Source organism: Rhodanobacter ginsenosidimutans (genome assembly GCF_042655685.1).
GTDB classification, from domain to species: domain Bacteria; phylum Pseudomonadota; class Gammaproteobacteria; order Xanthomonadales; family Rhodanobacteraceae; genus Rhodanobacter; species Rhodanobacter ginsenosidimutans.
In genome coordinates this window covers 1,777,357-1,791,322 of sequence record NZ_JBHSMM010000001.1, presented here as the reverse complement: position 1 = coordinate 1,791,322, position 13,966 = coordinate 1,777,357, and the positions used below count along the sequence as shown (strand labels likewise).

Here is a 13,966-nt window from a genome sequence, read left to right as displayed (position 1 = left end):
GCAGCCGGTGAAGCGGCGCAAACGAGCGAGTCGGTCAATGGGCACGGATCGTCGCGGCGGCGACACGGTGGTTCAGGTAACTTTCCCCTTTGCCGGAACGAAAGACCCCGTGACCCGCACCGGCCGGCCATGCCGGCCTGCCCGACGCTCAACTCACAAAGGACGAGCCCGATGTCGAGACACCCGGTGACTTTTCCACGCGATCACGCACAACCGATGACGGCGGAGATGCCATGAACTGGCGTCGTCTTCTCCCCCGGCTGTTGATCGCGTTGCTGATCGTCGCCGCGATCGTCGGCTTTTTTGCGTTCGACCTGTCGCACTACCTCAGCCTGCATGCGCTCAAGGAGCAGCAGCAGTCACTGCAGGCATGGCGCGCCCAGCACCCCGTGCTGCTGGCGGCGGGCTTTCTGGTGGGCTACATCGTGATGGCGGCCGCGTCGCTGCCCGGCGCGGCGCTGGCCACGATTGCCGCTGGCGCGGTGTTCGGGCTGGTGGAGGGCACGCTGCTGGCCTCGTTTGCGTCGTCGATCGGCGCGACGCTGGCGTTCCTGGCCAGCCGTTTCCTGTTTCGCGATGCGGTGAAGCGCCGTTTCGGCAAGCGCCTGGCCACCATCGATGAAGGCCTGAAGCGCGATGGCGCGTTCTACCTGTTCACCTTGCGGCTGGTGCCGGCGCTGCCGTTTTTCGTGATCAACCTGCTGATGGGCGTGACCGCGCTGCCGGCGCGCACGTTCTATTGGGTCAGCCAGGTCGGCATGCTGGCCGGCACCGTGGTCTACGTGAATGCGGGCACGCAACTGGCGCAACTGGATTCGGCATCGGGCATTTTTTCGCCGCTGCTGATCGGCTCGTTCGTGCTGCTGGGTATCTTTCCCTGGATTGCGCGCGCGCTGGTGGCGCTGGTGCGGCGGCGCAAGCTTTATGCGCGCTGGAAGAAGCCGCGCCGCTTTGATCGCAACCTGGTGGTGATCGGCGCCGGTGCAGCGGGGCTGGTCAGCGCGTACATCGCGGCCACGGTGAAATCACGCGTGACGCTGGTGGAAAAAGGCGCGATGGGCGGCGACTGCCTCAATGAAGGCTGCGTGCCGTCGAAGGCGCTGATCCACAGCGCGCGGCTGGCCGCGCGGGCGCGCGATGCCGTCGCAGCCGGTGTGCAGGTCGGCGAGGTCACCGTCGATTTCGCCGCGGTGATGGCGCGCGTGCAACGGGTGATCGGCGATGTGGCACCGCACGATTCGGTGGAGCGCTACCGCGAGCTGGGCGTGGACGTGCGCAAGGGCCACGCCACCATCGTGTCGCCGTGGGAGGTGCGCATCGATGGCGAAACCCTCACCACCCGCGCCATCGTCATCGCCGCCGGGGCGGAGCCGCTGGTGCCGGACCTGCCGGGCCTGGCCGACTCCGGCTTTCTCACGTCGAACACCTTGTGGGCGTTGCGCGAACTGCCGCAACGGCTGGTGGTGATGGGCGGCGGGCCGGTGGGTTGCGAGCTGGCGCAGGCGTTTGCACGGCTGGGTTCCCGCGTCACCCAGATCGAACTGGGCGACCATCTGCTGAGCCGCGAAGACGACGACGTCTCGGCGTTTGTGGAGGCGCGCCTGCGCGAGGATGGCGTCGACGTGCGCACCGGGCACAAGGCGGTGGCGGTCGAGTCGGACACGCAGGGAAAATCCCTGCGCTGCGAGCACAACGGCGAAACCGTCACCCTGCCCTTCGACGCCTTGCTGGTGGCCGTGGGCCGTCGCCCGCGCGTCGAAGGTTACGGGCTGCAGGCGCTGGGCATTCCAACGCCGCGCACCATCGACACCGATCAATACCTGCAAACGCTATATCCCAACATCTACGCCTGCGGTGACGTGGCCGGCCCCTACCAGCTCACCCACGTGGGCGCGCACCAAGCCTGGCACGCCACCCTCAACGCGTTGCTGGGGGGACTGTGGCGGTTCAAGGCGGATTACTCGGCGATCCCCGCCACCACCTTCGTGGACCCGGAAGTGGCGCGGGTGGGGCTCAACGAACGCGAGGCCGCCGAGCAGGACATCCGCTACGAGGTCACCCGCTACGACCTGGCCGACCTCGACCGCGCCATCGCCGAGGACGGCACGCGGGGCTTCGTCAAGGTGCTCACTGTACCGGGCAAGGATCGCATCCTGGGCGCCACCATCGTCGGCGCGCAGGCCGGCGAGCTGCTGGCCGAGTTCACCCTGGCGATGACCCACGGCCTGGGCCTGGGCAAGATCCTGGGCACCATCCACGCCTATCCGACCTGGGCGGAGGCCAACAAATACGCCGCCGGCGCCTGGCGCAAGGCACACGCACCGCAGGGCGCGCTACGCTGGGCGGAACGTTGGTTTCGCTGGCGGCGACGATGAAAACCCGGTTTCTCCTCTGCATCACGCTGGGCCTTGTCGCCCCGTTGGCCATGGCGAGCGACGGGACGCTGTCGCTGCGTTTTTCCGACAGCGCCACGGGAAGCCAGCTGCCCTCCGGCTGGAAGCATTACGCGATGTCGCGGCACAAGACCAAGGCCGGCGTGATGCTGGTCCGCGACGGTGATGTCACCGTGCTGCACATCGACGCCAACCGCGGCGCCGGCGGCATCGCCCACCCGCTGAAGCTGCCGCCGGATCAGGTGTTGAGTTGGCGCTGGAAGGTGGACCACAGCGTGGCCAGGGCGAACCTCGCGAAGAAGCATGGCGACGATTTCGCGGCGCGCGTCTACGTGTTTTTCGACATGCCCGCCAACGCGCTGACCTTTGGCGAACGAATGAAACTGCGGATGGCGCGCGTGGTCATGGGGCATGCGCTGCCCCGCGCCGCGCTGTGCTACGTGTGGGACAACACGCACCCGGTCGGCACCATCGCGCCGAACGCCTACTATGGCGCCGTGCGCACCATCGTCCTGCAAAGCGGCAATGCCCACGCGGGTCAATGGCAGAGCGAGCATCGCGATGTCGCCGCCGATTTCCGCGCCGCCTTCGGTCGGCCGGCACCAGAAATCACCGGCGTGGCCGTTGCCAGTGACACCGACAACACCAAAGGCCACGTCAACGCGTGGTTCGGCGACCTCACTTTCTCGGCGTCCACCGCCATACCGGAGTCCACCGATGAATGACATCGCCATCGACGTGCGACCATCCTTCGCGCACACGCTGCGCACGCATGGCGTGGCCCTGCCGCGCACGCCGCTGGAAATCCTGCAGGTCAACGTGGGCAAGCTGTGCGACCTGGCCTGCCATCACTGCCACGTCGAAGCAGGCCCCAGGCGCACGGAGATCATGCAGGCCGCCACGGTGAACCGCCTGCTGGCCTTGCTGGCCGATGCGCCAACCATCCATACCGTGGACCTGACCGGTGGCGCACCGGAGATGAACCCGCACTTCCGCCAGCTGGTGCGCGAGTCGCGCGCCATGGGCAAGACGGTGATCGACCGCTGCAACCTCACCATCCTGTTCCGCGAAGGCCAGGAAGATACCGCGCAATTCCTGGCCGACCAGGGCGTCAAGATCGTGGCCTCGCTGCCCTGCTACACCAAGGCCAACGTGGAAAAGCAGCGCGGGCAGCACGTGTTCGATCCGTCCATCCGGGCGCTGCGCATGCTGTCGGAGCTGGGTTACGGGCGCGAGGGTTCGGGCCTGGAAATCGACCTGGTCTACAACCCGCTCGGCGCCACCCTGCCGCCCGCGCAGGCGTCACTGGAGGCGGACTACAGGCGCGAACTGGCGCAGCATTTCGATATCCACTTCAACCACCTGTTCACCATCACCAACATGCCGATCAAGCGCTTCCTGCACCTGCTGGAGCGCGAGGGCCTCTACGACAGCTACATGCAGACCCTGCTGGATGCGTTCAATCCGCAGGCGGCGCTGGGCGTGATGTGCCGCAACCAGCTGTCGGTGGACTGGCGCGGGCACCTGTACGACTGCGATTTCAACCAGGCGCTGGAGCTGCCACTGGGCGGTCGCGAACGCACGCTGTGGGACATCGACGCACTGACCGACATCGAGCATGAGCGGATCGCCTTCGGCAGCCATTGCTACGGCTGCACGGCCGGCGCAGGCAGTTCCTGCGGCGGCGCGCTGACCGTGTAACGGGGACCTGTAGGAGCGACTTCAGTCGCGACGCTTTTGCCCTTCGTCGGCATGAAGAAGAGCGTCGCGACTGAAGTCGCTCCTACAAAGGAACAGGTCCGGCGCTATTCATCAACCTCCAACCCGAAGCACAAACATGACCGAAGACACCCAAACCAAGACCTGCTGCGGCGATGACTCCCGCGTTCGCGACGACGTGCGCGAGTACTACGGCGAGACGCTGAAAAGCAGCACCGACCTGCGCACCACCGCCTGCTGCAGCACCAGCGCCATGCCGCTGCACCTGCGCGAAACCGCCGCCCTGTTGCATCCGGAAATCACCGAACGCTTCTACGGTTGCGGCTCGCCCATCCCGCCTGCGCTGACGGGCGCCACCGTGCTGGACCTGGGCTGTGGCACCGGTCGCGACGTCTATCTGCTGTCGCGCCTGGTTGGCGAGCAAGGCCGCGTGATCGGCGTGGACATGACCGCCGCGCAACTGGCCGTGGCCGAGCGTCATCGCGATTACCACGCCAAAGCGTTCGGCCACGCGCGCAGCAACGTCAGCTTGCTGGCCGGCGATCTGGCCAACCTCGACGCGCTGGGCATCGCCGACAACTCGGTCGACGTGGTGGTCTCCAATTGCGTGCTCAACCTGGTGCCCGACAAGGCGCGTGCGTTCGCGCAGATCCTGCGTGTGCTGAAGCCCGGCGGCGAGTTGTACTTCTCCGACGTGTTCGCCGACCGCCGCCTGCCTGCCGCACTGATGCGTGACCCGGTCTTGCTGGGCGAGTGCCTGGCCGGCGCGCTGTACGTCGAGGACTTCCGCCGCCTGCTGGGCACGCTGGGCGTGGCCGATGCGCGCGTATGCGCCCGCAGCCCGATCGAACTGACCGACCCCGCGGTGGAGCAGCGCATCGGCTTTGCCCGTTTCGAATCCATCACCTGGCGCGCGTTCAAGCTGCCGCTGGAGGATCGCTGCGAGGACTATGGCCAGGTCGCCACGTATCTCGGCACGCTGCCGCACCAGCCGCATGCGTTCGACCTCGATGACCACCACCATTTCGAAACCGGCCGCCCGCTAAGCGTTTGCGGCAACACTGCCGACATGCTGGGCGCCAGCCGTTATGCGGGGCATTTCCGCATCGACGGCGACAAGCAGCGGCACTTCGGCTTGTTCGATTGCGCGCCGGACACGCACGCCGCTGCTGACACGGGCGGCGCCTGCTGCTGATGAACGCGAGCCCCGCCAGCGGTATCGATCACGACACGGCCGCCGCAGGCTCGCTGCGCCTGTCGGTGATCGTGCCGCTGGCACCGGGCGAAACGGCATGGCGTCCTTTGCTCGATCAACTGTCCGAAGGCTTGCCCCACGACAGCGAAGTGATCCTGGTGCATGCCGGCGCGCAAGCATTGCCGCCACTGCCGTCGTCGACACGATCGACGCTGCGCCAGATCGGCAGCCCACCGGGTCGCGCGCGGCAGCAGAACAGCGGCGCCCAGGCCGCGCGCGGACGATGGTTGTGGTTTGTGCATGCCGACTCCCGACTGCAACCGGAAACGCTTGCGGCGTTGCAGCGCTTCACGCAGCGGGCGGATGACGCGCTGGGTTTCTTCGACCTGTCCTTCAGCCGCGACGGCCCGCGGCTGGCCACGTTGAACGCCTGTGGCGCCAACCTTCGCTCGCACTGGCTGAAGATGCCTTTTGGCGACCAGGGCTTGTTGTTGCCGGCGCATTGCTTCACCGCGCTGGGCGGCTTCGACGAGCGCGTGCGCTACGGCGAGGATCACCTGCTGGTATGGACCGCGCGGCGCGCCGGCCTGCCCATCGTCGGCGTCGGCGCGGCGCTGCAAACCAGCGCCCGCAAATACGCACGGCATGGCTGGTGGCGAACGACCTCGCGGCATCTTTGGCTGACCCTGATCCAGGCGTGGCCGCAATGGCGCCGCCTGCGGCGGGAACGACGATGAGCGCGGCGCTGGCCATCTTCGTCAAGACGCCCGGCCACTCGCCGGTGAAGACCCGTCTTGCGGCGAGCATCGGGCAACCACGCGCCGAACACTTCCACCGCCTGGCCGCCGCGGCCGTCGCCGCCGTGGCCCGCGCCGCGATGCCCGCCGCTCAACCGTGCTGGGCTGTCGCCGAACGCGACGCCCTCAATGATCCGATGTGGAGCACGCTGTCCACGCTGTGGCAAGGCGAAGGCACACTCGGCGCGCGGCTGCATCACGTCTGTGCGTTGCTGCAGCAGCGTCACGGGCGCGTGCTGCTGATCGGCGCCGATGCGCCGCAGATCCGGGTCGACCTAGTGTCTGCGGCGCTCGAAGCGCTGGACGATCCCGCCACGCCCTTCGTCTTGGCGCCGGCGCACGATGGCGGCTTCTGGCTGTTCGGCACACGCCAGCCGGTACCGGAGGCTGCGTGGCTGGCGCCGCGTTATTCGTGCACCGATACCGCCAGCGCGTTGATCGACGCCTTGTCGAGCGACGGCGCCATCGCGTCGCTGCCGATGCTCAACGATGTCGATGACGGTGGCGATCTGGCGTCGCTCATCGTCGATTTGAAGGCACTGCCCGCGCCGCTGCCCGAACAACGCGAGCTGCTCGACTGGCTGCTGGAGGAATGCGTGGACGACCCGAGAAGCCCCGATAGATTGCTCCCCCTGCACAGCGGGGGGAGCTGCCCGAAGGGCTGAGGGGGGCGCTTTTCGTCATGCGAAACAAGATCAAGAGCGCCCCATCCGCCCTTCCGCCGACATCCCGCAACAACTGATTGAACGCCACGCCCAAGAGCCCGTACACCAACCTGGAGCCATCGCATGAATACTCGACCACCCTTCCCCTGGACTCGCCGCATCGCCTCGCTCGGTTTGCTGGCCGGCATCATCGCGCTGTTGGCGATGTTGGCCGGGCCGCTTTATCGGGCCGGAATGATCGGCCTGGGCGCCGCTTTCTCGAGCGTGTTCTTCGGTTACTGGCTGGGCCTGCTGGCGGCGCTGTTCGGCGTGGTCGCGCTGCTGCTGGCGCTGTTCGCCCAGCCGCGGCGCTACCTGGTGCGGGCGCTGATCGCTATCGTGCTGGGCGTGATTGCGTTCGTGCCGCCGATGCTGTTCAAGCACAAGGCCGGCTCGGTGCCGGCGATCCACGACATCACCACCGACACGGCCAACCCGCCGCCGTTCCAGACGCTGCTGGCCGAGCGCGCGGACGCACCCAACTCAGCCGTCTACGGCGGTGCCGAGGTGGCGGCCAAGCAGCATGCGGCTTATCCGGACATCCAGCCGCTGCAATTCGACGCGCCGCCGGCGACAGTCTTCAAGGCGGCGTTGGACAGCGCCAAGTCGATGGGCTGGGTGATCGCGGCGCAGGTGCCGGATGAGGGCCGCATCGAGGCCACCGCTACCACGTTCTGGTTCGGTTTCAAGGACGACGTGGTGATTCGCCTGCGGCCCGAGGCCGGCGGTACGCGCGTGGATGTGCGCTCCGAATCGCGCGTGGGCGGCAGCGACGTGGGCGCCAACGCGGCGCGTATTCGCGCGTACAGCCGCAAATTGCGTGAGGCGGTGGGCGCCCACTGACGCGCGCGGTTTTTTGTAGGAGCGCACCCTGTGCTCGATGTTTTTGAGGGACGTCGAAAGGCATCGCGACTGAAGTCGCTCCTACGGGTTCACCGGCGGCGGAACGGTTGCAGCATCAGGGCGCCGAAGCGCTGCTCGCGGCTGTCGCGGAACCGGTCCAGCCCCAGCCGCAGGGTTGCCTGCGGTTGGCGTGGGGCGTCGCGGTAGCTGCGGAACAACCAGTCCCACCACGACAGGTTGAAGCCGAAGTTGCTGTCGTGCTCGTCGCGCAGCACCGAGTGGTGGATGCGGTGCATGTCGGGCGTGACGACCACCCAGCGCAGCGCGCGATCCAGCCCAAGCGGCAAGGCCAGGTTCGCGTGGGTGAACATCGCGAAACCGTTGAGCAGGATCTCGAACGCCAGCACGGCCGCGGGTGCGGCGCCCAGCGCCAGCACCGCGGCAATCTTCAGGCCCATCGAAAACAGGATTTCCAGCGGGTGGAAACGCATGGCGGAGCTGGCATCCAGCGTGAGGTCGCTGTGGTGCAGGCGATGCAACCGCCACAGCCAGCCCACCCGATGCATCAGCCGATGCTGGGCGTAGATCAGCAAGTCCAGCGCCATCAAAGTCACCACGATGGCCAGCCACGATGGCAGCGTCCACAGGTGCAACAGGCCGACGTGGTGTTGCTGCGCCCATAGCGCGGCATCGATGGCCAGCCACGGCAACAGCAAGCGCAGGCAGAGCGCGCCAACCAGGCCGAAGCCCAGGTTCACCGGCCAGCGATGACGCCGGTCGGGATTACCTTGATGCCGCGGCCAGCGCCATTCGGCCAGCACCAACAGCAACAGCAGCACGACGAAGATGGCAGCGCGCCAGGCCACGGCGTTCATCGGCGCATGCCGGCCGCGGTCACGAACCCTGCGCGTCGCGGCGACGCTTGCGCAGGTCGAGCAGCTTCTCGCGCAATTGCAGTTCCAGGCCGCGCTCGACCGGCTCGTAGAACACGGTGCCGACCAGCGCGTCGGGCAGGCATTGCTGATCCAGCGCGATGCCGCCTTCGGCGTCGTGGTCGTACTGATAGCCCTTGCCGTAGCCCATGCCTTTCATCAGCTTGGTGGGCGCGTTGCGCAGGTGCATCGGCACTTCCAGCGTGCCGCCTTCGCGCACCGCGGCGCGGGCCTTGTTGTAGGCCATGTAGGCGGCGTTGCTCTTGGGCGCGATGGCCAGCCAGATCGCCAGCTGGGCCAGGCCCAGTTCGCCTTCGGGGCTGCCCAGGCGTTCGTAGGTATCCCATGCATCCAGCGCCATGCGCCAGGCGCGCGGTTCGGCCAGGCCCACGTCTTCGACCGCCATGCGGGTCATGCGGCGCGCGAGGTACAGCGGATCGACGCCGCCGTCGAGCATGCGGCACAACCAGTACACGGCGGCGTCGGGGTCGGACGAGCGCACGGATTTGTGCAGCGCCGAGATCTGGTCGTAGAACTGTTCGCCCTGCTTGTCGAAACGGCGGGTGCGGTCGGCCAGCACCTGGGTCAGCGTGGTTTGATCGATGCGGCCCGGCTCTGATGAGTCATGGTCAGCCAGTTCGGCGGCGATTTCCAGCAGGGTCAACGCGCGGCGCACATCGCCGTCGGCGGCCTGGGCGATGGAATCCAGCGCTTCGTCGCCGACCTGCAACTGCAACGTGCCCAGTCCGCGCTCGCTGTCCGCCAGCGCACGTTTCAGCGCGGCAATGATGTCGTCGCCGGAAACCGGCTCCAGCACGTGCACGCGGCAGCGCGACAGCAGCGCGGAGTTCAGTTCGAACGAGGGGTTTTCGGTGGTGGCGCCGATGAAGATGATCACGCCGCGTTCGATGTGCGGCAGGAACGCATCCTGCTGGGTCTTGTTGAAGCGGTGCACCTCGTCCACGAACAGCACGGTGCGCCGGCCCTGGGCAAAGTTCACCTCGGCTTCGGCCAGCGCCTTGCGCACGTCCGGCAAGCCGGAGAGCACGGCGGAAATCGCGCGAAAATCCGCGTCGGCGTAGCGCGCCACCAGCAGCGCCAGCGTGGTCTTGCCGCAACCGGGCGGCCCCCACAGCACCATCGAATGGATCTTGCCCGCCTCCAGCGCGCGGCGCAGCGCCTTGTCCGGCCCCACCAGCCGCTGTTGGCCCACGATTTCGTCGAGGCTGCGCGGGCGCATGCGCTCGGCCAGCGGTTTCAGCGCATCGGTTTCGGTGGCGAACAGATCGGCGGACGGGGATGGGTTACGAGGCATGGGCGGATGATAACCCGCCGGTTGTGGGCACCGCGTTCGCTCAGGCGTCGGCCGGGGCCCGGCGGCGATACAGCGTGTAGCCCAGGCCGCACAAACCCGTCAGCGCGGCGGGCACCAGCAGGGTGCGCTCATGCAAGGCGGGGAAAAGCAGCGCGCCCGCGGCACTGCCCAGGGTGAAGGTGACGATCACCAGCACGCACACCCGCACGCGCAAGGTATCCACGGTGAGGCCACGCAGGCGCTGGCCGATGTAGATGCCGAGGTCGGTGAACATGCCCGAGACATGAGTAGTGCGGAACACCATGCCGCTGTACGTGCTGGCCATGCCGTTCTGCAACCCGGCGCCCATCGCGGCCAGGTAAAGCCCCAGCGAATCGTTTTGATGCAGCAATGGCACGGCCGCGAACAGCAGGATCGATTCCAGCACCAGGGTCACCCCGTAACGGCGACCCAGCTGCAGCGTGCTCTGCTGCACGATCATGCCGCTGACCACGGCACCGAGCACGAACGCACCGATCGATAGCAGCCAATGCCACGCCTCGCCGCTGTCGCCAGTGCCCAGCGCCACGCCGAACAGGCTGGCGGAGCCGGTGAGGTTGGTGATCGACTGGTGGCGAAAACCCATGTAGCCGGCGGCGTTGACGATGCCCGCGATGAAGGCGAGCACGCCGCCGCCGAACCAGGCCCAACGCGGCAGTTGACGCAAGACCGGCATGAGGATGCGGTCAGTCTTTCAGCGGCTGCACGTTGATCACCGGCGCATCGCCGATCACGTCGGCGCCCGGCGGCGGCACGAAGTTGAAGGTCGATGGCGGGATCGCCACGTTGCGCTGCCAGCCGGAAAAGCGGATGTCCGTGGTGGAGCCGAGCTGGTCGCGGAAGGTCATGCGCGCCAGGCCGCTGGCGTCGAAACCCAGGTCGGCGTAGTCGAACTGCGGGTCTTTCGCGGTGGAGGTGAGCCGCAGCCATTGCAGGCCGTCGCGCTCGCCGCGTTCGGCCACCTTGAAGTTGTTGTCCAGTTGCGACACGTCGGTGAGCACGGTGAGCGGGCTGTGCGCCTCCTCGGCGCTCTGGATCCGCACGGTGACCTGGTCCAGCTCCGGGTCGTACATCCACACGCGGCTGCCGTCGGCCACGATGGTCTGCTTGTACGGCGTCAACGTCTCCCAGCGAAACTGCCGCGGCGACTGCAGCGCCAGCGTACCCGCGCTGGTCTTGCTGTCGTGCCCGTTGATGTCGATCAGGGTCTGGCTGAAATGACCGGTCAGCGAATGCAGGTTCTGCGCGAACGCATCCAGCCGCGTGCGTGCCGGCCCGGTGGCGGCCTGGGCCACGCTACCGAGCGACAGCAACAGGAGGGCGAAGGCAAAGGTGAAGCGTTTCATCGGATTTCCCAAAGCGATGGCGGTGCGGATTGTGGGGCGTATTGGCTTAACCGGAGCGTGTTCTCTGTAGGAGCGACTTCAGTCGCGATGCTTTTTCTCTGAAGCCCCGGAACAAGAGCATCGCGACTGAAGTCGCTCCTACAATTTTCCCGCATCCCGCATTGCCGCGGCTCAATCCCGCGGCGGCGGGGGCGCCAGCACTTCGCGATTGCCGTTGTGCTGGGGCGCGCTGACCACGCCGTCCTGCTCCATCTGTTCGACCAGGCGGGCGGCGCGGTTGTAGCCGATGCGCAGATGGCGCTGCACGCCGGAGATGGAGGCCCGGCGGGTCTGGGTGACAATGGCGACGGCCTTGTCGTACAGCTGCGCCTCGGCATCGCCACCCTCCTCGCCATCCTGCGGGATGCCGGAATCATTGATGAACTTGCCGTCGCTGGTGGCCTGTACTTCCTCCAGCACGCCTTCGATGTAGTTGGGCTCGCCCTGGGATTTCAGCCAGTTGACCACGCCGTGCACCTCGTGGTCGTCGACGAAGGCGCCATGCACGCGCTCGGGCGTGGCGGTGCCCGGCGGCAGGTACAGCATGTCGCCGTGACCCAGCAGCGCCTCGGCGCCGGACTGGTCGAGGATCGTGCGCGAGTCGATCTTGCTGGATACCTGGAACGCGATGCGGGTGGGGATGTTGGCCTTGATCAGGCCGGTGATCACATCCACCGACGGACGCTGGGTGGCCAGGATCAGGTGCACGCCGGCAGCGCGCGCCTTCTGCGCCAGGCGGGCGATCAGCTCCTCCACCTTCTTGCCGACGATCATCATCATGTCGGCGAACTCGTCGATGATCACCACGATGTTCGGCAATGGCTCCAGCGGCTCGGCGGCCAGGTTGGGCATCTCCGGATTGGGGCGGAACAGCGGATCGAGCAGTGGCTGGCCGGCGTTCTCGGCGTCCTTCACCTTCTTGTTGAAGCCGGCCAGGTTGCGCACGCCCACGGCGGCCATCAGCTTGTAGCGGCGCTCCATCTCGGCCACGCACCAGCGCAGCGCGTTGGCCGCTTCCTTCATGTCGGTGACCACCGGCGCCAGCAGGTGCGGGATGCCCTCGTAGACCGAGAGCTCCAGCATCTTCGGGTCGATCATGATCATGCGCACGTCTTTGGCGCTGGCCTTGTACAGCAGCGAAAGCACCATCGCGTTGACCGCCACCGACTTGCCCGAACCGGTGGTGCCGGCGACCAGCAGGTGCGGCATCTTGGCCAGGTCCACCACGACGGGTTTCCCGCCGATGTCCTTGCCCAGTGCCAGCGCCAGCGGCGATTTCTGCTGGTCGTACTTGTCCGATCGCAGGATCTCGGAGAGATAGACGATCTGCTTGCGGGTGTTGGGGATCTCCAGGCCGATCACGTTCTTGCCGGGGATCACGTCAACTACGCGCACGCTCACCACGGACAGGCCGCGGGCGATGTCCTTGTCCAGGCTGGACACCTGCGAACCGCGCACGCCGGCGGCCGGCTCCAGCTCGAAGCGGGTGATCACCGGGCCGGGGTACACACCCACCACCTTGGCCTCGATGCGGAAATCCTTGAGCTTCAACTCCACCTGGCGCGACAGCACCTCGAGCGTTTCTTCCGAATAGCCCGGGCCCTGCTCCGGCGCCTCGTCCAGCAGCGACAGCGGTGGCAGCTCGCCCGGCGCGGCAGCGCCCACGAACAGCGGGATCTGTGTTTCCAGCCGGGCGCGCTCGCTTTTGGTCACCGGCGCGGGGGCCGATTCGATCCGCACCGGCTCGCGTTTCGCCTGCTTCACCGCGTCGTCTTTCTTCACCGCAGCGCGCTCGGTGCGCGCCAGCCGCGCAGCGCGTTCCTGCGGCGCCTGGCGCAGGCGCTCGCGAACCATCTCGGTCAGCCGCAGCACCGTGTGCCCGGTCCAGTCCATCACCTTGAACCACGACAGCCCGGTGGCCAGCGTCACGGCCACCAGGAACACCGCCAGCAACAGCAGCGGCGCGCCCTTGTAGCCGAAAACGTATTGCAGCCCCTTGCCCACTGCCTCGCCGATCATGCCGCCGGCGCCCTGGGGCGCCATGCCGCTGTCGGGGAAATTGAGCCAGCAAAGGCCCGGCGCGGTAATGAAGAAGAACACCGAGCCGATCAGCCGCAGCGAAGGCTCCCAACGGCTGCTGCTGGGTTCCGCCCGGTGGCGCAGCACGTTCACGCCCAGCAGGACCAGCAGCAGCGGGAATGCATACGCCACCATGCCGAACAGGTAGCGCAGCAGGTCGGCCACGTACGCACCCAGCATGCCGCCGAAGTTGCGCGCGTGATCGGCGCTACCCACATGCGACCAGCTCGGATCCATCGGGTTGTAACTGAACAGGCACACCAGCAGGTATAGCGCCAGCGGCAGCAACAGCAGCGCGCCGGCTTCGCGCAGGCGCCGTTTCAACTCCTCGCTGAGGCCTTCCCGGGCCGGCTGTCTGGCGTTCGTGCTGCGTGTCGCCATGGACGACCTCTTCCTGTTGACCAACGTCAGAGCATACCTTGCAACGCCGGTTGTACCAGCTTGCCGTCAGGGGCACCGCCGGTGCCGGGATTCGGGGTTTTGCGGGCCATCAGGGCAAATCCTGTCAAGGGAGAAGTGTGGCGGAAAATCACCGCGGCGACGCCGGGCCTGCCGTTCGCCTTGA

Annotated in this window: 12 protein-coding genes; 7 read left to right on the top strand and 5 right to left on the bottom strand. The window is 67.2% G+C overall.

Annotated elements, in window-relative coordinates; genetic code table 11:
• Nucleotides 1-233: 233 nt before the first annotated feature.
• From ACFPK0_RS07845 to ACFPK0_RS07815, 7 genes are all read left to right on the top strand, one after another.
• On the top strand, nucleotides 234-2,375 hold the full coding sequence (locus ACFPK0_RS07845; protein ID WP_377339587.1) for an FAD-dependent oxidoreductase: 2,142 nt from the start codon (nucleotides 234-236) through the stop codon (nucleotides 2,373-2,375).
• Nucleotides 2,372-3,118 carry a DUF3047 domain-containing protein gene (locus tag ACFPK0_RS07840; RefSeq protein WP_377339584.1) on the top strand — a complete coding sequence of 249 codons (747 nt, stop codon included), beginning with the start codon at nucleotides 2,372-2,374 and terminating at the stop codon, nucleotides 3,116-3,118. The genes ACFPK0_RS07845 and ACFPK0_RS07840 overlap by 4 nt, the downstream gene beginning before the upstream one ends.
• Nucleotides 3,111-4,094 (top strand): arsenosugar biosynthesis radical SAM (seleno)protein ArsS, encoded by a 984-nt coding sequence (gene arsS / locus ACFPK0_RS07835; RefSeq protein WP_377339581.1) that lies wholly within the window; start codon nucleotides 3,111-3,113, stop codon nucleotides 4,092-4,094. Before ACFPK0_RS07840 ends, arsS begins: the two co-directional genes overlap by 8 nt.
• Nucleotides 4,095-4,230: 136 nt before the next feature.
• Nucleotides 4,231-5,307: a methyltransferase domain-containing protein gene (locus ACFPK0_RS07830; protein WP_056079503.1), complete on the top strand. Its 1,077-nt coding sequence runs from the start codon at nucleotides 4,231-4,233 to the stop codon at nucleotides 5,305-5,307.
• The gene (locus ACFPK0_RS07825; RefSeq protein WP_056079508.1) at nucleotides 5,307-6,044 is read left to right on the top strand and encodes a TIGR04283 family arsenosugar biosynthesis glycosyltransferase; all 738 of its coding nucleotides are present in this window, start codon (nucleotides 5,307-5,309) and stop codon (nucleotides 6,042-6,044) included. Before ACFPK0_RS07830 ends, ACFPK0_RS07825 begins: the two co-directional genes overlap by 1 nt.
• On the top strand, nucleotides 6,041-6,769 hold the full coding sequence (locus ACFPK0_RS07820; RefSeq protein WP_377339577.1) for a TIGR04282 family arsenosugar biosynthesis glycosyltransferase: 729 nt from the start codon (nucleotides 6,041-6,043) through the stop codon (nucleotides 6,767-6,769). The genes ACFPK0_RS07825 and ACFPK0_RS07820 overlap by 4 nt, the downstream gene beginning before the upstream one ends.
• Nucleotides 6,770-6,892: 123 nt before the next feature.
• Nucleotides 6,893-7,651, top strand: coding sequence for a DUF1499 domain-containing protein (locus ACFPK0_RS07815; RefSeq protein ID WP_377339575.1), 759 nt, complete (start codon nucleotides 6,893-6,895; stop codon nucleotides 7,649-7,651).
• 89 nt (nucleotides 7,652-7,740) lie between these two features.
• Here the strand turns inward: ACFPK0_RS07815 and ACFPK0_RS07810 are convergent, their stop codons facing one another.
• From ACFPK0_RS07810 to ACFPK0_RS07790, 5 genes are all read right to left on the bottom strand, one after another.
• Nucleotides 7,741-8,526, bottom strand: a complete 786-nt coding sequence (locus ACFPK0_RS07810) for a sterol desaturase family protein (RefSeq protein WP_377339573.1) — start codon at nucleotides 8,524-8,526, stop codon at nucleotides 7,741-7,743.
• Between the two features lie 19 nt (nucleotides 8,527-8,545).
• Nucleotides 8,546-9,898, bottom strand: a complete 1,353-nt coding sequence (locus ACFPK0_RS07805) for a replication-associated recombination protein A (RefSeq protein WP_377339571.1) — start codon at nucleotides 9,896-9,898, stop codon at nucleotides 8,546-8,548.
• 40 nt (nucleotides 9,899-9,938) lie between these two features.
• Nucleotides 9,939-10,613, bottom strand: a complete 675-nt coding sequence (locus tag ACFPK0_RS07800) for a YoaK family protein (protein WP_377339569.1) — start codon at nucleotides 10,611-10,613, stop codon at nucleotides 9,939-9,941.
• Between the two features lie 10 nt (nucleotides 10,614-10,623).
• Entirely contained in the window at nucleotides 10,624-11,283 is a 660-nt protein-coding gene (lolA, locus tag ACFPK0_RS07795) for an outer membrane lipoprotein periplasmic chaperone LolA (protein WP_377339567.1), read from the bottom strand.
• A 171-nt stretch (nucleotides 11,284-11,454) separates the two neighbouring features.
• On the bottom strand, nucleotides 11,455-13,782 hold the full coding sequence (locus tag ACFPK0_RS07790; RefSeq protein WP_056079523.1) for a DNA translocase FtsK: 2,328 nt from the start codon (nucleotides 13,780-13,782) through the stop codon (nucleotides 11,455-11,457).
• Nucleotides 13,783-13,966: the final 184 nt, after the last annotated feature.